This window comes from Pseudomonas sp. NY15372, from assembly GCF_048068215.1.
In the GTDB taxonomy this organism is placed as follows: domain Bacteria; phylum Pseudomonadota; class Gammaproteobacteria; order Pseudomonadales; family Pseudomonadaceae; genus Aquipseudomonas; species Aquipseudomonas guariconensis_A.
In genome coordinates, this window is sequence record NZ_JBLUPY010000002.1 from 178,581 (window position 1) to 196,582 (window position 18,002).

The following is an 18,002-nucleotide window of genomic DNA, read 5'->3' on the forward strand; positions in this document are numbered from 1 at the left end:
TGCGGTCAAGTTCCCGAAGGCCGGAGCAGATGTGCTTCCACGTCCTTGTGCCTGCTGCCGAGCGACAGGCGCAGACCGGGATGGCGCAGTAGCCGCCCCAGCTGTTCGGTGTCCTTGCGGCCATGCATGCCTTGGAAGTTTTCCAGCGCCTTGTCCCACCAGGCGGGCGCGCAGGCCCGGTCGAACTCGTTGTCATAGGGGTAGCAGCCGTAGAGCAGTTCACGGGCAAACTGGCGCTGGTGGCTGGGCAGCGTCATGCTCAGGGCCTTGCAGCGCAGGCGGTGCAAGGTAGGTGGGCGCGGCAGCCGGTCGTTGACCAGCGCGACATCGGCCAATGCCGCCTCGCTGAGCGGGCTTTGGCCGTGCTTGCAAAGCCATGCCTGGACCTTGGCGCGGAACAGGTCCTTGCGGCTCCAGTAGTGATGGATGACATCGGTGCACGCGGCCAAGGCCAGTGTACGGTGTGCGGCCACGGCCAGGCAGAACTCTTCGAGGGTGTAGGCGCTGGGCACCTGGGGGTGGAACTCATCCATCAAGGCGATGGATTGGTCGAGAACCGAGGCATCGCTGGCATGCAGGCCGATGACGCCGGAGTTGAGCAGGCTCATCTGCCCATCCGCCAGGCCACGTTCCTGAAGGATGGCCTGCAGTTTGCTGTACAGCTGGCATTGCCGGTTGGCGTCGTAGCGCCCGCCGATGGCATTGCACAGCAGGCTGCCGGGGGCGATTCGCTGGAACAGCTGCAAGGGCGACTCGCGGAAGAAGGTATCGGTGTCGATCAAGGCTGCCACGGGATATTGCTGCAGCACCTGGCGCAACAGTACATGCTTGCTGCGAAAGTGATAACCATGGGGCTGGTTCCAGGCCGCCCGGGTGGCGTCATCCAGCACATGCAGTGTGACGGGCAGCCCCGCGTAAGGAGCGGGGTCGTCGGTATAAACCTGGATATCCAGTGCCTGGCCAGGCGCCTTGCGTAACTGTGCGAGGGCGCTGACGATGCTGAAACAGGCTTCCTGATGGTAGGTCGGGCGACCAAATGCCAGGTAGACGAGTTGCGGATTCGAAGCGGAGGGCGGCTGCATCGTTCGGTAACTTATCGGGCTGCAGAAAGAAATAAGGCTTTAGCCTAAAGCCAAAGCCTTAAATCTTCCTTAAGCACTTATTGCCGAAATGTGTCAGCGCGGCAGCTTGAGGTTGTTCCAGATCGCCAGGCTGGGCTCGGCCTGGTTCAGGGTATAGAAGTGCAGGCCCGGTGCGCCGCCTTGCAGCAGTTGTTCGCACATACGGGTGATCACTTCCTCGCCGAAGGCCTGGATGCTGGCAGTGTCATCGCCGTAGGCTTCCAGCTGCTTGCGGATCCAGCGAGGAATCTCGGCGCCGCAGGCGTCGGAGAAGCGCGCCAGCTTGCTGTAGTTGGTGATCGGCATGATGCCGGGCACCACCGGGATATCCACACCCATCTTCCGGGCGCGCTCGACGAAGTAGAAGTAGCTGTCGGCGTTGAAGAAGTACTGGGTGATTGCGCTGTCGGCACCGGCCTTGACCTTGTGCACGAAATTGGCCAGGTCGCTTTCGAAATTGCGCGCCTGCGGGTGCATTTCCGGGTAGGCGGCCACTTCAAGGTGGAAGTGATCACCGCTTTCCTGGCGGATGAACTCGACCAGGTCGCTGGCGTAGCGCAGCTCGCCATAGGCCATGCCCATGCCAGACGGCAGGTCGCCACGCAGGGCGACAATGCGCTTGATGCCGGCGGCCTTGTACTGGTTGATCAGGGTGCGCAGTTCGTCCTTGCTGTCGCCGACGCAGGACAGGTGTGGCGCGGCCGGGATCTTCACCTCGCTTTCCAGCTGCAGCACCGTGTTCAGGGTGCGGTCGCGGGTCGAGCCGCCGGCGCCATAGGTGCAGGAGAAGAAATCCGGGTTGTAGCCAGCCAGCTGGCGGGCCACGGCCATCAGCTTTTCATGGCCGGCGTCGGTCTTGGTGGGGAAGAATTCGAAACTGTAGCGGCGTTCTTGTGACATCTCTTATTCCTCAGCTGCAAGCGACAAGCCGCAAGCTGCAAGTAAAAGCCAGGGCGGTGGGGGCCGGCCTGGCTTGGGCATCCATCAAGATCTACAGACTGCGAGTGCCAGGCGGGTTGTCGCCGCCTGACGCTCGCAGCGCCGCTTAGTAGCGGTAGGTGTCCGGCTTGAACGGGCCTTCGACGGTGACGCCGATGTACTCGGCCTGCTGCGGGGTCAGCTGGGTGACCACACCGCCGAAACCGCGGACCATTTCCAGGGCCACTTCTTCGTCGAGTTTCTTCGGCAGCACTTCAACGGTCAGACGCTCGGCTTTCTGCGCGGCTGGCAGTGCGGCGAACTTCTGCTCGAACAGGAAGATCTGCGCCAGCACCTGGTTGGCGAACGAGCCGTCCATGATGCGGCTTGGGTGGCCGGTGGCGTTGCCCAGGTTCACCAGGCGGCCTTCGGCCAGCAGGATCAGGTAGTCGTCGTTCTGCGGGTCGAAGGTGCCGGCGCCGGTACGGTGGATCTTGTGGACCTGCGGCTTGACCTCTTCCCATGCCCAGTTCTTGCGCATGAAGGCGGTGTCGATCTCGTTGTCGAAGTGGCCGATGTTGCAGACCACGGCGCGCTTCTTCAGTGCCTTGAGCATGTTGGCGTCGCAGACATTGACATTACCGGTGGTGGTGACGATCAGGTCGATGCGGCCGAGCAGGTCACGGTTGATGCCGTCTTCGGTGCCGGTGTTGATGCCGTTCTTGAACGGCGAGACCACTTCGAAGCCGTCCATGCAGGCCTGCATGGCGCAGATCGGGTCGACTTCGGTGACCTTGACGATCATGCCTTCCTGGCGCAGGGACTGGGCCGAGCCCTTGCCCACGTCGCCGTAGCCGATCACCAGCGCCTGCTTGCCCGACAGCAGGTGGTCGGTGCCGCGCTTGATGGCGTCGTTGAGGCTGTGGCGGCAGCCGTACTTGTTGTCGTTCTTGCTCTTGGTGACCGAGTCGTTGACGTTGATCGCCGGAACCTTCAGCTCGCCCTTGGCCAGCATGTCCAGCAGGCGGTGCACGCCGGTGGTGGTCTCTTCGGTGATGCCGTGGATCTTCTCCAGCATCGCCGGGTACTTCTTGTGCAGGATCTCGGTCAGGTCACCGCCGTCGTCGAGCACCATGTTGGCGTCCCATGGCTGGCCATCCTTGAGGATGGTCTGCTCGATGCACCACTCGTACTCCTGCTCGGTCTCGCCCTTCCAGGCGAACACTGGGATACCGGCGGCGGCGATGGCGGCAGCAGCCTGGTCCTGGGTGGAGAAGATGTTGCAGGACGACCAGCGCACTTCGGCACCCAGGGCGACCAGGGTCTCGATCAGCACGGCGGTCTGGATGGTCATGTGGATGCAGCCCAGGATCTTCGCGCCCTTGAGCGGTTGTGCAGCCTGGTACTTGCGGCGCAGGCCCATCAGCGCGGGCATTTCCGATTCGGCGATGATGACTTCCTTGCGGCCCCAGTCGGCCAGGGAAATGTCGGCGACCTTGAAGTCGGAAAAACCTGCAGGCGTGTTTACAGCGCTCATCGAGAGCCTCCATTCGTAGTGTGCGAATGGGCGCCGTTGTGCGTTAAGCGTCCGCGCTGCGGACAACGCCCCAGCCGAGCCTGACAGGTTGAACCTGCTGCAGCGCCCCTCGGCTGGGTGGCGGGATGGCCACCGCGGCGGGCGGCCATGTTGAATCGGCAGGGATTATAGCCGCGGCACCGGGCCACGCCCAAGGTTTTCTGTCGATTAATCGAGACGATAGTCGATGTTCAATGGAGCACCGCCGAAGGCTCTGCCATCATTACCCCACGTCAGCCAAGCAGGTCAGGAGTCCCGATGAATTTCCACACCCGCAAATGGGTAAAACCCGAAGACCTCAACCCCAACGGCACGCTGTTCGGCGGCAGCCTGTTGCGCTGGATCGACGAAGAGGCGGCGATCTACGCCATCGTCCAGCTGGGCAACCAGCGCGTGGTGACCAAGTACATCTCGGAGATCAACTTCGTCAGCGCGTCGCGCCAGGGCGACATCATCGAGCTGGGCATCACCGCCACAGAATTCGGCCGCACCTCCATCACCCTCAAGTGCGAAGTGCGCAACAAGATCACCCGCAAGAGCATCCTGACAGTGGACAAGATGGTCTTCGTCAACCTGGGCGAGGACGGCCTGCCGGCCCCGCACGGGCGGACCGAGATCAAGTACATCCAGGACCAGTTCCCCGATACCGCGGTGGAATGACATTCAGGGGCTGCTCTGCAGCCCTTTCGCGGCACAAGGCCGCTCCTACAGCAGCCAGCGTTCGCCTGTAGGCGCGGCCTTGTGCCGCGAAAGGGCCGCAAAGCGGCCCCAGAATCTCAAGGCTGCGCACTGACCTTGCGCACCACCCGCCCGATGCTCAAGCCCTGTACCAGGATCGACGACAGCACCACGATATAGGTGATCGACAGCAGCAGGTCGCGCTCAGGCCCGCTGGGCAGCGACAGCGCCAGGGCCGGTGCATGTAGCTCCACAAGTTATCTCCGATCAGGCCGACGTTGGCGACAATGTTGGATATCTGCTCAGGAAGCTGGGATAACTAAATGAATCATATGGATTTTGCCATTGAGAGAAAAATTCTGAAACTGTTTTGCTGTTGTTGTTTATATACAGGAACTTCAGGGGCTATGACAATGCGCTTCAGTCGTACGTCGTTATGGACAAGCTTTTCTTTTTATGGTTTGTGCTGGGTGTATAAATATTGCTAGTTGTAGACTATTTCTATTTCGATCGCCCAGGTCATTGAGCTTGCGCTTTCATTGGTCGGATCAGGACAATCAATCGTATAAGGAGTGTGTGATGTCATTGAGTGAGCTCTTCTTGAGGGAGGTCAACCTGAAGCCGGGAGGGCGCGCTCCAGATATTTTGCGAAATGTGTTCCCTGTTAAGTTTGATAAAAATATTTCGATCATTCTAGGAGAGAATGGCTCAGGTAAGTCTACCTTGCTAGAAGCGATCGCCATTAAGTTAGGGTGCAATCCTGAAGGTGGCGGCAGAAATTTTCGATTTAAGACCGAAGATACTCACTCGACATTGCATGACGCCTTGCGCTTAACTAAAGGCTACCGGAAGGAGCGGGATCTTTTTTTTTATCGGGCGGAGAGTTTCTATAATTTGACGACCGAGATTCGTAATCTCGACGCAGCGGGTAGCTTTGATCCGAAAATCAATACTTACTATGGGGGACAGGACTTGCATGAATTGTCCCACGGTGAAGCCATGGAGGCGCTTTATCAGCATCGCTTCAAGGAGAATGGTCTTTATATTCTCGATGAGCCAGAAGCTTCGCTTTCTGCGCAACGGCAACTCAATTTTATCAGCCGAATCTGCGAGCTAGCCGAGCGTGGCGCCCAGTTCATCATCGCTACGCACTCGCCGATCCTCATGTTCACGCCCGGCTGTGACCTTTTCAAGCTTGAAGGTAGTGTGCTGGAGCCCACGCACGCGAGGGATACGGAGTTGTTCAATCTTTATAGGGCTGTGATCTCATCATCAGGAGCATTTCTTGAGAAAATGTTGCGTGATTGAGCGATTCCCCGCAATAGCTGCCCAATCTAATAAGAGGTGCAGATAACGCGGGGGATCCACTACCGTGTCATTATTATGGCTGCGCACTGACCTTGCGCACCACCCGCCCGATGCTCAAGCCCTGTACCAGGATCGACGACAGCACCACGATATAGGTGATCGATAGCAGCAGGTCGCGCTCAGGCCCGCTGGGCAGCGACAGCGCCAGGGCCACCGACACGCCACCGCGCAGGCCGCCCCAGGTCAGTACGCGCACGGTGCCCTTGGGCACGCTGCGCCAACGGCGGAGCAGGACGATGGCCGGGGCCACGGTGAGCAGCCGCGACAGCAGCACCGCCACGGCCAGCAGGGTGCCGGCGGCCAGGTGCAGCCAGTTGAACGGCAGCAGTAACAGCTCCAGGCCGATCAGGGCAAACAGCAGGGCGTTGAGCATGTCGTCGATCAATTCCCAGAAACCATCCATGTAGCGGCGGGTCATGTCGTTCATCGCCAGGTTGCGCCCCAGGTTGCCGATGATCAGGCCGGCCACGACCATCGCGATCGGCGCCGACACGTGCAGTTCATAGCACATGGCCGAACCGCCGATGACCAGCGCCAGGGTCAGCATCACTTCGACCTGATATTGCTCGACGCTCTTGATCATGCGGTAGGTGGCGTAGCCGATCACGCCGCCGAAGACGATGCCGCCGATGGCCTCGCGGGCGAACAGCACGGCGGTGTCGGCGAAGCTGGGCGCTTCCCCCAGCTGGACGATGCCGAGCAATACGGTGAACACCACCACCGCGGTGCCATCGTTGAACAGCGATTCGCCGACGATCGTGGTCTTCAGCGGCTTGGACGCGTTGGCGGTACGCAGCGCGCCGAGCACCGCAATCGGGTCGGTGGGCGAGATCAGTGCGCCGAACAGCAGGCAATAGATCAACGGCACCTCCCAGCCGAATAGGGCGAAGACCCAATGGGCGAGGAAACCGATCACCACGGTGGCGATCAGTACGCCGAAGGTGGCCAGCAGGCCGATCGGCCAGCGGTAGTTGCGCAGGTCGACGAGGTTGACGTGCAGAGCGCCGGCAAACAGCAGGAACGACAGCATCCAATGCATCAACAGGTCATTGAAGTCGATCTGGTTCATCAGGCCTTCGACGCGAGCCTCCAGGCCAGGGAAGCCGATCAGGCTCAAACCCTGCAATATCAAGGAGAACAACAGCGCGGTGACCATCACGCCGATGGCCGGCGGCAGGCCGATGAAGCGGTAGTTGACGTAGGTGAGGAGGGTGGTCAGGCAGATAAACGCGGCAACAAGTTCAAGCATCCCGAATCCTGTAACAGTGGCTTCCAAGTCGTGGCCCGAATCGTTCGGGCAGTTATTCGATGACCTGAGACGGGGTTCGAGACACAGGGTTTGACCAGATTCGTTCCAATCGTTTCCGTTCGGAGGCGCAACGCACCTGAAGTCTTGTCCAAAAATCTGGCTGGGCTATCTCCCACGGCCCCCCTGCGAACGCTATATAGTCACAGCCAGAAAAAGCCAAAAGGAAAAGAAGGCGTGTTGGCAACTTCGCTGGTGTTGGTCGCAGCCCTTCTGCACGCGACCTGGAATACCCTGATCAAATTCAGTGGCGAGCGTTTGCTGGTGATCGCCAGCATGGACCTGGTGGCCCTGGTCTTCGCCGTGCTGGCAGTGGCTTTCGTCGATTTTCCACCTGGGGAGATCTGGCCCTGGCTGTTGGCCTCGGCCCTGGCCGAGCAGTTGTACCGCTTCCTGCTGATCCAGGCCTACCGGGTCGGTGACCTGGGGCTGGTCTATCCTCTGATGCGGGGTTTGTCGCCGCTGGTAGTGTTGGGGCTGACCCTGGCGTTCGCCGGCGAGGCGCTGAGCGACAAGCAGATCATCGGTATCCTGCTGATTCCCTGCGGCATGGCGTGCCTATTGTGGCAGGGCGGCGGCGGTGACCGCCTGCCTTGGTCGATGCTGCCGGTGGTGGCGCTGATCGGCCTGTGCATCGGTTGCTACACCTGGTTCGACGGCAAGGCGGTGCAGCTGTGGGGCAAGCCGATGGACTACCTGGTGTGGCTGACCCTGCTCAGCGCCTGGCCATTCCCATTGCTGGCCTGTGTGGCGCGGCGGGCGCCGTTCGCGTTGTTCTGGCGGACCCAGTGGCGCCTGGGGTTGGCGGTGGGGTTGTGTGTATTGCTGAGCTACGCCCTGGTGCTGTGGGCCATGCACCTGGGCTCGATCGCCGAGGCGGCGGCGCTGCGTGAGCTGAGCGTGATCCTGGTGGTGCTCATGGGCATGCGCTACCTCAAAGAACCTTTTGGCGGGCCAAGACTCCTAGCTTGCGGGCTGGTCCTGGCAGGCATGCTGGTGATGAAGCTCTGATCAACGATTTGAACAAGGAGTCCTGTCCATGACCGTAGCCCTGTGGTGCATCCTGATCGCCCTCGTCCTGCCGCCGCTGTGCGGGTTGACGGCCAAGCTGAGCAGTGGCCGTTTCGGCCTGCGCGACAACCATGACCCCCGTGCGTTTCTCGACACCCTCTCGGGCCTGCCACGGCGCGCCCACGCGGCGCAGTTGAACGGTTACGAGGCGTTCCCGGCATTCGCCGCAGCGGTGCTGGTGGCCGATATCGTCGGCAATGCCGAGCAGGTGACCCAGGATGTGCTGGCGGTGCTGTACATCACCAGTCGCCTGCTCTACATCATCTGCTACCTGGCTGACCTGGCGATCCTGCGTTCGCTGGTCTGGTTCGCCGGGATGGCGATGATCGTGGCGTTGTTCGTGGTTTCGGTCTGACTGGAAACCCAAACGCCGGCAAGCCGGCTCCCACAAGGGCCCGTTATGCATAGTTCTGTGGGAGATCACCCAGCCCTTCCGGGCTGCGCTGTCGCGCAGAAAACAATGTACCTCTGTGGGACCGCCGCACCGCCGCTCCCACAAAGGACCTGCAAAATCAAATAGTTATGCGTTGTTCTGTGGGAGCCGGCTTGCCGGCGATTGGGCCCACGAGATCAGGGCACTTTCGGCACGTCGGGCAAGGGGGCGCCCTTGGGCCACAGCAGCCAGATCTGCCCTTGCTGCTTCATGTTCCCCGCCAGCTCGCCAGCCTCGGGGCCAGTGCCCCAGAACAGGTCCGCGCGCACCTCGCCGGTGATCGCTCCGCCGGTATCCTGGGCACCCACCGGGCGTGTCACCGGCGTGCCGTCTGGGCGGGTCGTCGACAGCCACAGCAGGCTACCCAGTGGAATCACCTTGCGGTCGATGGCCACGCTGTACCCGGCTGTGAGCGGCACGTTCAGCGAACCTCGCGGGCCTTCGTTGCTGTCCGGTCGGGTACTGAAGAACACATAGCTTGGGTTGCTGGCCAGCAGTTCCGGCACGCGCTGCGGGTTGGCCTGGGCCCAGGCGTGGATGCTGCCCATGGTGACGTCTTCTTTCTTGAGTTGGCCTTGTTCGACCAGCCAGCGCCCGATGGGGCGGTACGGGTGGCCGTTCTGGTCGGCATAGCCCACGCGCAGTTGCCGGCCGTCGCCCAGCTGGATGCGCCCTGAGCCCTGGATCTGCAGGAACTGCAGGTCCATCGGGTCGGTCAGCCAGGCCAGCACCGGTGCCTTGGCGCCGTCGCGGTAGATTACCTCGGCGGTGTCGTAGGGCTTGAGCACCCGGCCTTCGATACGCCCGCGCAGGCGCTTGCCCTTGAGTTCCGGGTAGACGCTGGCCAGATCGACCACGATCATGTCCTCGGGCACGCCGTAGACCGGCACATGGGCGGTTTCGGTGTGTTCCAGGCTGCCCGGATAGACCGGTTCGTAGTAGCCGGTGATCAGGCCATTGGCGTTGTTCTCGGCCGAACGCAAGCCGTACACCTGCAGGTTCTGTTGCAGGAAGGCGCGCACTTGGGCGGCGTCGTCCGGCATGCGCGCAGCGGCCTCGCAGGTGGTGGCCCAGACCGGGTCGCGCTTGAGCTTTTCGCAGCCATTGCGCCAGGCCTGGAAGCCCGCCAGCAGGTCGCTGTCGCTGACGTTCGGCAGGTCTTGCCAGGTGGCAGAGGCATAGGTCGCCACGGCGTGGGGTTCGGGCTTGGCGTTCTCGCCGCCATTGCAGCCGGCCAGCAGGGCCAGGGCGGGGAGCGCCCAGGCGAGATGGCGCAGAGCAGATGTCATGGTCGAATCCTTGAGTGGGTGGCCGGGTGTGGGCTACCCATGTTTTTCGTAGGGGTATTGGTCTTTGTCGAGCAGACGAGGATACTGTTGGCCCTTTCCCTCTGCCAATGTGACCGTGATGTTGAAATGTTTCACCGTTCTGCTGTTGGCCAGCCTGTCCCTGGTGGCCTGCGACCGTGTCGATCCTAACTCACCGCTGGGCCAGCGCAAGGCGATCTTCAAGCAGATGCTCAAGACCAGCGAGGACATGGGCGGCATGCTGCGAGGGCGCCTGCCGTTCGACGGCGTTCGTTTCGCCGAAGGGGCGGTGAAGCTCGACGGCCTGGCCCATGCGCCGTGGCAGCATTTTCCACAGGTGAAAGACGAAGGCGACAGCAGCGCGCGGCCCGAAGTGTGGGAGCGTCAGGCGCGTTTTCATGACCTGGCGCGGCAACTGGAGGGGGTGACAGGGGAATTGGTGGGGATTACGCGTGAACAACCGCTCGACGCGGCGCGGCTGAAGGCGCCGATGGATAAGGTCGAGGCGGCTTGCAAGGCCTGCCATACGGAGTTTCGTAACCACTGAGGCGGTGGTGGGTTGGGGCCGCTTTGCGGCCCTTTCGCGGCGCAAGGCCGCTTCTACGGGCATATGCGATCGGTGTAGGAGCGGCCTTGTGCCGCGAAAGGGCTGCGCAGCAGCCCCTGACAGGATCACTTCTCCAGTTCGAGCTCGGCTTGTTTCAGCTCTGCCTCGGATTCTGCAAGCTTGCGCTCGCGCTTGGCGATCTTGCCGGCATCGCCCTTGGCCCTGGCTTCGGCGAGGTCGGCCTGGCGCTCGGCGATTTCGGCCTTGGCCTTTTCGATCTTGGCCAGGCGCTCTTGGCGCAGGCCGGCGTCGGTGCAGTGGTCGGTGTTTTCCTTCAGGGCTTTTTCCAGGCCGCGGATCTCGCCCCAGTTGTTGTGCTTTTTGGCATAGACAAGCTGATTCTCGATGGCACTGCGCTTGGCTGCGCAGCCGGTCAGGCCAGGGCTGGGCTGCGCCGCTTGCAGCGAGCCTGCGGCCAAGCCGAGGGCAATCATCAGCGCCAGGGAGGAGCGACGTTTCATGGGCAGTTTCCTTTCAAAGTAATGGCAACAGAGAATGTAGGGAATAGTGCCTACATTCCTGCTGCCGGGTGAACCCCGGCCGGAAGCGCTGCATCGTTTTCAGAAAATTCTTACGACCACACCGGTATCAGCGTTCGAGACCGTCAACGGCTTCCTGCAGTTCTTTCTTGGCCTCGGCGAGCTTTTCCTTGCGTTTGTTGATCTTCTCCGCGTCGCCCTTCTTCATGGCCTTGTCCAGGTCCTTGGTGCGTTGGTTCACTTCGTGGCGGGCGTCGAGCACCTTCTGTTCGCGCTCTTTGCGCAGGCTGGCGTCGGTGCAGTGCTCGGTGACTTCGTCGAGGGCTTTTTCCAAGCCTGCCTGTTGGTCGGCGTTGCCGTTGGCACGCGCCTGTTCGATCTGTGCGCTGATGGCCTGGCGCTTGGCCGCGCAACCGGTCAGCCCAGGTTGCTCTTCAACGGCCAGCAGGGGGCCGGCGGCCAAGCCGAGCAAGGCGGTCAGGGCAAGGGACGAAAGCAGTTTCATCGGGGACTCCATTCGAAGGCAGGGCAACAAAAAAGAGAAATGCTGCCCTGATCCGAGGAATTTAGAAACCCTCGATTGCCTGGGCGCGCAATTGTTCGGCCAGCAGGCCAACCGATTCATCCGCGAAAAACGCCGCCAATTGGGCCGCCCTCCCAGGGCCGATACCTGGCTCGGCACGCCATTGCGCGATACTTCGGGTTGCCAACGTTGCCCAGTCGGGCGCGAGCTGCAGATGGCTGGGCGCTGGTACGCCCAGGGCGCGAAGCCAGCGTTCGAAAGGCTGGCGCCTTGCTTGGGCGAAGGCCTGGAGCAGTTGCTCGGCGCGCGTCGTGCTGATGCCGGGGATGCCCAGCAAGTGCTCGCGCTCCAGGCCGAGCCAGGTATGCAGGTCGCTGATGACGCCATGCTCGACCAACTGCGCCCAGGTCGCAGGCCCTATACCCGGCATCTTCAGCCCCTGGCGCCCGCCTAGCCAGGCCAGGCGGGCGAGAAATTGCTGCTTGCACGGTGTGCTCGGCCGCCAGCAACTGAGCGCATGATGTTGGCTGGGGTTCGGCGCCAGGACGGGCGGGCGATCAGTGCTGCGATGCACCACGCTTTCGAGCCTGGGCACGGTGAGGCCTGCCAAGGTGATCGCGACTTGGTCGCCGGGACGGATGTCCAGCGCTTGCCAACGTGCCAGTGACCCAACGCTGACCACGCTGATTCGGCGTTCATCCAGCATCACCGGGTTCAGGTGCAATACGGGGGTGATGCGCCCGGTGCGCCCGATCTTGAAACGCACGTCTCGCACGTCGGCGAGGGCCTGCTGGAAGGGGTACTTCCAGGCTGCGATCCAGTAGGGCGGCTTGGCGCGCCAGCGGTGAGCCGGTGGGCGGCTGTCCTGGCGCAGGATCACGCCGTCGGTGGCGAAGGGCAGGGGCGAGCGGTACCAATGTTGGCGCCAATGGGCAGCCTGCGCCAGGTCGTCGATGGCGACGCTGTAGCGCTGGCTGTCGGGAAACCCGAGTTCGGCCAGCCGGGCCAGGCGTTCGCCCTGATCGATCGGCCCGCTCGGCCAGTCCCAGACGAACACGCCGACCCTTGCGCCTTGGGCATCGGACAATTGCTTCCTGGCCATCAACCCGGCCATGGTGCTCCGGGCATTGGCGCCGCCTGCCTGGGCTTGTACGTGATGGTCAAGGCGCCAGTACAGTTCACCCTGCAGCACCAGGTGCAGTGGCTCCGGCAGTTGCCGTGGGATACCGGCGAGATGGCCGATGTGCCGGCTCCAATCATGCCCTTGGACACCGTCGCCGCGGCTGAGTATCTGCACCAGCTGGCCTGCCTGGTACACCAGGGACGCGGCGACGCCATCCACCTTCGGCTGTACCCAGACGTTGCGCTTGCCTTCCAGCCAGCGGGCCACGGCGCGCTCGTCGTCCAGCTTGGCCACGCCGGTGTGCGCGATGGGGTGAGCAATAGGGCCGCCGGCGCCAGACAACGGGGCGTGCGCCTCAGGTAGGTCGAAGCAGGCCTGGAGCGCGCGCAGGCGTTGAAGACTCTGGTCGTAGATTTCGTCGGCAACCAGTGAAACGCCCTGGCGGTGGTAGTGATCGTCCCAGCGGGCGATGACCTCGCCCAGTCGCGCAGCCTCTTCGTGGGCGCGCTTTGCATCCCAGTCGGGGCAGGGGGAGGCATTGGCCCATAGGCCGAAAGAACAAAGCAACAGGGGCAAGAACAACATGAAGCGCATGGCCGGCATCCGTGCGTGGCGTAGTCGAATGCACAGCCTAGGCCGCTGTCGGCGGGTGTGCCTGAGCAAGGTGTCAGGCGATGTTTCGTTGCTCGGTGGGTGGGTGCCGCGTGCGCGGCACATCGCCCGGCTCCCCCGGGGCCCTGCAAAATCCAATAGTTTTGCGTTGTGCTATGGGCGCCGGCTTGCCGGCGGGGCGATGCGGGATGAAAAAAGCCCCCGCCGATCGCTCGGCGGGGGCTTGTCACAGGCAGTGCAGGTGTGACGCTTACAGGCCGGCTGCGTTGCGCAGGGTCTCGGCGCGGTCGGTGCGTTCCCAGGTGAAGGTGGTGAAGGTGTCGTCGCCGACGGTCTTCTGCTGCGGGATGCGGCCGAAGTGGCCGTAGGCAGCGGTCTCCTGGTACATCGGGTGGAGCAGGTCGAGCATGGTGGTGATGGCGTACGGGCGCAGGTCGAAGCACTCGCGAACCAGTTGCACGATCTTCTCGTCGGCGATCTTGCCGGTGCCGAAGGTGTTGATCGAGATGGAGGTCGGCTGGGCTACGCCGATGGCGTAGGACACCTGGATCTCGCAACGCTCGGCCAGGCCCGCGGCAACGATGTTCTTGGCCACGTAGCGGCCGGCGTAGGCGGCCGAGCGGTCGACCTTGGACGGGTCCTTGCCGGAGAAGGCACCGCCGCCGTGGCGGGCCATGCCGCCGTAGGAGTCGACGATGATCTTGCGCCCGGTCAGGCCGCAGTCGCCCACCGGGCCACCGATGATGAAGTTGCCGGTCGGGTTGATGTGGAACTGGGTGTCCTTGTGCAGCAGCTCGGCCGGCAGGGTGTGCTTGACGATCAGCTCCATGACGGCTTCACGCAGGTCCTTGTAGGACACTTCCGGGTTGTGCTGGGTCGACAGGACCACGGCGTCGATGCCGACGACCTTGCCGTTCTCGTAGCGGCAGGTGACCTGGGACTTGGCGTCCGGGCGCAGCCACGGCAGCAGGCCGGACTTGCGCGCCTCGGCCTGGCGCTCGACCAGGCGGTGGGAGAAGCAGATCGGGGCCGGCATCAGCACGTCGGTCTCGTTGCTGGCATAGCCGAACATCAGGCCTTGGTCGCCCGCGCCCTGGTCTTCCGGCTTGGAGCGGTCGACGCCCTGGGCGATGTCCACCGACTGCTTGCCGATGATGTTCATCACGGCGCAGGTGGCGCCGTCGAAGCCGACGTCGGAGCTGTCGTAGCCGATGTCGATGATGACCTTGCGCACCAGTTCTTCCAGGTCGACCCAGGCCGATGTGGTCACTTCGCCGGCGATGATGGCGACACCGGTCTTGACCAGGGTTTCGCAGGCCACGCGGGCGTACTTGTCCTGGGCGATGATGGCATCAAGGACCGCGTCCGAAATCTGGTCGGCGATCTTGTCCGGATGCCCTTCGGACACGGACTCGGAAGTGAAAAGGGAGTATTCGCTCATCTCGACGGGTTCCTAAAATTTACCGATGGTGAGTGTCGCCAGTCGTCCGCTGGAAATGGCGGACCTGAATCTGGAAACCGTTACGCAAGCCCACATAGAGGCTGTCCCCGGGAACCAGTCCCGCTACCCGGGCCCAACGGGCCAGGTCGTCCTGCTCGAAGCCCAGCCAGAGGTCGCCGCAGGCTTCCCGCGCCCACCCCTGGTCATGGCTGCACAGCTCGGTGACCAGCAGGCTGCCGCCCGCTTTCACCCGTTTGGCCAGCAGGCGCAGGGCCAGGGCCGGGTCGCTGAAGTGGTGCAGCACCATGTTCAGCACAACGCAGTCGGCTTCCACATCCGTTGCACCCAGTGCATCGGCCAACTGCAGGTTTACGTTATCCAGGCCTTCGCGTTGGCAGACCTGGCGGGCCAGCTCGAGCATGGTCGGGCTGTTGTCCATGGCCGTGACCTGGGTGAAGCGCCGCGCCAGGTCCGGCAGGAAACCGCCGTCACCCGGGCCGACTTCCAGTGCCGTGGCCTCGGAGCCGAAGCTCAGGTTGTCGAGCAGGGCCAGGAGGCTTTCGCGGTATTGCGGCAGGCCGGCGATCAGGTCCTGCTGGGCGCGGAATTTTTCTTCCACACGCAGGAAGAAATCCTGGCTGGTGGCCGCCCGGCGCTGCTGCACCTGGGCGATCCGGGCCTGTACATCCTGCGGCAGGGCCAGCCCGTCGACCTCCTCGAGCAGTGCCGCGTGCAGGCGGCCGCCCAGGCGCAGGCTGTCGGGCAGGGCGCGACGATAGAAGATCGCGTTGCCCTCGCGGCGGGTGGCCACCAGTTCGGCCTGGGCCAGTACCTTGAGATGGTGGCTCATGCCGGATTGGCCGACATCGAAGATCTGCGCCAGCTCCAGCACCCCGAAGGAGTCGCTGGCCAGGGCACGCAATACGTTCAGGCGCAAGGCATCGCCACTGGCTTTGCACAGGGCTGCCAGGGTTTCGCTTTGCTGGGGGATCGGTTGCGCGCGCAGGTTCATGGTGCGGCAGTCTAGACAGGCATCGTTGCCCCCGCAAGGCCAATATCAAAAAGTTTTGATATTGAATGACGGGCGGGTAGGGATAGCCCGGTTCTCGGGTACACCCGCTCCCACAGGAGGAAGACCGAGCTGTGGACGCGGGTTTACCCGCGAACTGGGCGGCAGCGACATCAGGTTTGTCCCGATTTACGCCTCAAACATAGGAAAAATACCCAACTGCGACCATCCGTCATTGCCCCCGGCCCCGCCTGTGGGCGAAAATGGCCGCCTTTTTTCGTTTCACCACCTTTTCAAGCCCCAGGAGACTCAGCGATGCCCAGCCGTCGTGAACGTGCCAACGCCATTCGTGCCCTCAGCATGGATGCCGTGCAAAAGGCCAACAGCGGCCACCCAGGTGCCCCCATGGGCATGGCGGATATCGCCGAAGTGCTTTGGCGCGACTACCTGAAGCACAACCCGAGCAACCCGAAATTCGCCGACCGCGACCGCTTCGTGCTGTCCAACGGCCACGGCTCGATGCTCATCTATTCGCTGCTGCACCTGACCGGCTACGATCTGTCGATCGACGATCTCAAGGCCTTCCGCCAATTGCACAGCCGCACCCCGGGCCACCCGGAGTACGGTTATACCGCAGGCGTGGAGACCACCACCGGGCCGCTGGGCCAGGGCATCGCCAACGCCGTGGGCTTCGCCCTGGCGGAAAAAGTGCTGGCCGCCCAGTTCAACCGTGAAGGCCACACCATCGTCGACCACAACACCTACGTGTTCCTCGGCGACGGCTGCATGATGGAAGGCATCTCCCACGAAGTCGCCTCCCTGGCCGGCACCCTGGGCCTGAACAAGCTGATCGCCTTCTACGACGACAACGGCATCTCCATCGACGGTGAAGTGCACGGCTGGTTCACCGACAACACCCCGGCACGCTTCGAAGCGTACAACTGGCAGGTGATCCGCAACGTCAACGGCCACGACGCCGACGAGATCAAGACGGCCATCGAGACCGCCCGCAAGAGCGACCGCCCGACCCTGATCTGCTGCAAGACCATCATCGGCTTCGGCTCGCCGAACAAGCAGGGCAAGGAAGACTGCCACGGCGCGCCGCTGGGCAACGACGAAATCGCCCTGGCCCGCAAGGAACTGAACTGGAACCACGGCCCGTTCGAAATCCCTGCCGACATCTACGCCGAGTGGGATGCCAAGGCCGCTGGCGCCAAGCTCGAGGCCGAGTGGAACCAGCGCTTCGACGCCTACGCCAAGGCCTACCCGGAGCTGGCTGCCGAGTTCAAGCGCCGTGAAAGCGGCGAGCTGCCGGCCGACTTCGCCGAAAAGGCCCAGGCCTACATCAACGAAGTGGCCGCCAAGGGCGAAACCATCGCCAGCCGCAAGGCCAGCCAGAACGCCCTGAACGCCTTCGGCCCGTTGCTGCCCGAGTTCCTCGGCGGCTCCGCCGACCTGGCCGGCTCCAACCTGACCCTGTGGAAGGGCTGCAAGGGCGTGAGCGCCGACGACGCCAGCGGCAACTACGTGTTCTACGGCGTGCGCGAGTTCGGCATGACCGCCATCATGAACGGTGTCGCCCTGCACGGCGGCCTGGTGCCGTACGGCGCGACCTTCCTGATGTTCATGGAATACGCGCGCAACGCGGTGCGCATGTCGGCCCTGATGAAGCAGCGCGTGATCCACGTCTACACCCACGACTCCATCGGCCTGGGCGAAGACGGCCCGACCCACCAGCCGATCGAGCAGCTGACCGCCCTGCGCAGCACCCCGAACCTGGACACCTGGCGCCCGGCCGACGCGGTCGAATCGGCCGTGTCCTGGAAGAACGCCCTGGAGCGCAAGGACGGCCCGTCGGCACTGATCTTCTCGCGCCAGAACCTGCAGCACCAGGAGCGCGACGCCCAGCAGATCGCCGACATCAGCCGCGGCGGCTACATCCTCAAGGACTGCGCCGGCGAGCCTGAGCTGATCCTGATCGCCACCGGTTCCGAAGTGGGCCTGGCGGTCCAGGCGCACGCCAAGCTGACCGAGCAGGGCCGCAAGGTCCGCGTGGTCTCCATGCCGTGCACCAGCGTGTTCGATGCCCAGGACGCTGCCTACAAGCAGTCGGTGCTGCCGCTGGAAGTGGGCGCGCGCATTGCTATCGAAGCTGCTCATGCCGACTTCTGGTACAAGTACGTGGGCCTGGAAGGCCGCGTCATCGGCATGACCACCTACGGTGAGTCGGCGCCGGCTTCGGCACTGTTCGAAGAATTCGGCTTCACCCTGGAGAACATCCTGGGTACTGCCGAAGAGCTGCTGGAAGACTGATACAGGCAAGGTGAGGGCCTTTGGCCCTCGTTCGCGGCGCAAGGCCGCTCCTACAGGGTATTGCGCATGTCGCCCCCTGTAGGAGCGGCCTTGTGCCGCGAATGGGCCGCCTAGCGG

General features: G+C 63.1%; 16 protein-coding genes, 1 pseudogene and 1 riboswitch. Of the genes and pseudogenes, 6 read left to right on the forward strand and 11 right to left on the reverse strand.

The window, feature by feature from the left end:
• Positions 1-5: 5 nt before the first annotated feature.
• The 3 genes from ACNFG0_RS02425 to ahcY form a co-directional block, all read right to left on the reverse strand.
• Positions 6-1,082, reverse strand: coding sequence for a hypothetical protein (locus ACNFG0_RS02425; RefSeq protein ID WP_416763941.1), 1,077 nt, complete (start codon positions 1,080-1,082; stop codon positions 6-8).
• Positions 1,083-1,175: 93 nt separating this feature from the next.
• Positions 1,176-2,021 (reverse strand): methylenetetrahydrofolate reductase [NAD(P)H], encoded by an 846-nt coding sequence (gene metF / locus ACNFG0_RS02430; RefSeq protein ID WP_196145954.1) that lies wholly within the window; start codon positions 2,019-2,021, stop codon positions 1,176-1,178.
• Positions 2,022-2,166: 145 nt separating this feature from the next.
• Positions 2,167-3,576: an adenosylhomocysteinase gene (gene ahcY, locus ACNFG0_RS02435; RefSeq protein ID WP_416763942.1), complete on the reverse strand. Its 1,410-nt coding sequence runs from the start codon at positions 3,574-3,576 to the stop codon at positions 2,167-2,169.
• A 21-nt stretch (positions 3,577-3,597) separates the two neighbouring features.
• Positions 3,598-3,693, reverse strand: a riboswitch (S-adenosyl-L-homocysteine riboswitch).
• Between the two features lie 180 nt (positions 3,694-3,873).
• Here ahcY and ACNFG0_RS02440 point away from each other — a divergent pair.
• The gene (locus ACNFG0_RS02440; RefSeq protein ID WP_196145952.1) at positions 3,874-4,275 is read left to right on the forward strand and encodes an acyl-CoA thioesterase; all 402 of its coding nucleotides are present in this window, start codon (positions 3,874-3,876) and stop codon (positions 4,273-4,275) included.
• Positions 4,276-4,391: 116 nt separating this feature from the next.
• Here ACNFG0_RS02440 and ACNFG0_RS02445 read toward each other — a convergent pair.
• Positions 4,392-4,529: pseudogene (locus ACNFG0_RS02445) on the reverse strand (sodium:proton antiporter); the annotation flags it as partial.
• A gap of 343 nt (positions 4,530-4,872) precedes the next feature.
• Between ACNFG0_RS02445 and ACNFG0_RS02450 the strand changes: the two are divergent.
• Positions 4,873-5,601 carry an AAA family ATPase gene (locus ACNFG0_RS02450; protein WP_416763944.1) on the forward strand — a complete coding sequence of 243 codons (729 nt, stop codon included), beginning with the start codon at positions 4,873-4,875 and terminating at the stop codon, positions 5,599-5,601.
• Between the two features lie 73 nt (positions 5,602-5,674).
• Here the strand turns inward: ACNFG0_RS02450 and ACNFG0_RS02455 are convergent, their stop codons facing one another.
• Positions 5,675-6,910 (reverse strand): cation:proton antiporter, encoded by a 1,236-nt coding sequence (locus ACNFG0_RS02455; RefSeq protein WP_416763945.1) that lies wholly within the window; start codon positions 6,908-6,910, stop codon positions 5,675-5,677.
• A 234-nt stretch (positions 6,911-7,144) separates the two neighbouring features.
• Here ACNFG0_RS02455 and ACNFG0_RS02460 point away from each other — a divergent pair, with 234 nt between their 5' ends.
• The gene (locus tag ACNFG0_RS02460) at positions 7,145-7,978 is read left to right on the forward strand and encodes an EamA family transporter (RefSeq protein ID WP_196145950.1); all 834 of its coding nucleotides are present in this window, start codon (positions 7,145-7,147) and stop codon (positions 7,976-7,978) included.
• A 28-nt stretch (positions 7,979-8,006) separates the two neighbouring features.
• Complete coding sequence (locus ACNFG0_RS02465) at positions 8,007-8,393, forward strand: MAPEG family protein (protein WP_196145949.1); 387 nt, start codon at positions 8,007-8,009, stop codon at positions 8,391-8,393.
• A gap of 215 nt (positions 8,394-8,608) precedes the next feature.
• Here ACNFG0_RS02465 and ACNFG0_RS02470 read toward each other — a convergent pair whose 3' ends face one another.
• The gene (locus ACNFG0_RS02470) at positions 8,609-9,760 is read right to left on the reverse strand and encodes a murein transglycosylase A (protein WP_416763946.1); all 1,152 of its coding nucleotides are present in this window, start codon (positions 9,758-9,760) and stop codon (positions 8,609-8,611) included.
• A 118-nt stretch (positions 9,761-9,878) separates the two neighbouring features.
• Here ACNFG0_RS02470 and ACNFG0_RS02475 point away from each other — a divergent pair, with 118 nt between their 5' ends.
• On the forward strand, positions 9,879-10,325 hold the full coding sequence (locus tag ACNFG0_RS02475) for a c-type cytochrome (RefSeq protein WP_196145947.1): 447 nt from the start codon (positions 9,879-9,881) through the stop codon (positions 10,323-10,325).
• Between the two features lie 125 nt (positions 10,326-10,450).
• Here the strand turns inward: ACNFG0_RS02475 and ACNFG0_RS02480 are convergent, their stop codons facing one another.
• The 5 genes from ACNFG0_RS02480 to ACNFG0_RS02500 all read right to left on the reverse strand — a co-directional run bounded on the left by ACNFG0_RS02480 (position 10,451) and on the right by ACNFG0_RS02500 (position 15,575).
• Positions 10,451-10,846, reverse strand: coding sequence for a DUF1090 domain-containing protein (locus ACNFG0_RS02480; RefSeq protein ID WP_196145946.1), 396 nt, complete (start codon positions 10,844-10,846; stop codon positions 10,451-10,453).
• A gap of 127 nt (positions 10,847-10,973) precedes the next feature.
• The gene (locus ACNFG0_RS02485; protein WP_196145945.1) at positions 10,974-11,369 is read right to left on the reverse strand and encodes a DUF1090 domain-containing protein; all 396 of its coding nucleotides are present in this window, start codon (positions 11,367-11,369) and stop codon (positions 10,974-10,976) included.
• 61 nt (positions 11,370-11,430) lie between these two features.
• Positions 11,431-13,104, reverse strand: coding sequence for an NAD-dependent DNA ligase LigB (ligB, locus tag ACNFG0_RS02490; RefSeq protein WP_416763947.1), 1,674 nt, complete (start codon positions 13,102-13,104; stop codon positions 11,431-11,433).
• A 268-nt stretch (positions 13,105-13,372) separates the two neighbouring features.
• Positions 13,373-14,563: a methionine adenosyltransferase gene (gene metK / locus ACNFG0_RS02495; protein ID WP_196145943.1), complete on the reverse strand. Its 1,191-nt coding sequence runs from the start codon at positions 14,561-14,563 to the stop codon at positions 13,373-13,375.
• Between the two features lie 19 nt (positions 14,564-14,582).
• Positions 14,583-15,575, reverse strand: coding sequence for an ArsR/SmtB family transcription factor (locus ACNFG0_RS02500; protein ID WP_196145942.1), 993 nt, complete (start codon positions 15,573-15,575; stop codon positions 14,583-14,585).
• Positions 15,576-15,887: 312 nt separating this feature from the next.
• Between ACNFG0_RS02500 and tkt the strand changes: the two genes are divergently transcribed.
• Complete coding sequence (tkt, locus tag ACNFG0_RS02505) at positions 15,888-17,885, forward strand: transketolase (RefSeq protein ID WP_196145941.1); 1,998 nt, start codon at positions 15,888-15,890, stop codon at positions 17,883-17,885.
• Positions 17,886-18,002 lie beyond the last annotated feature (117 nt).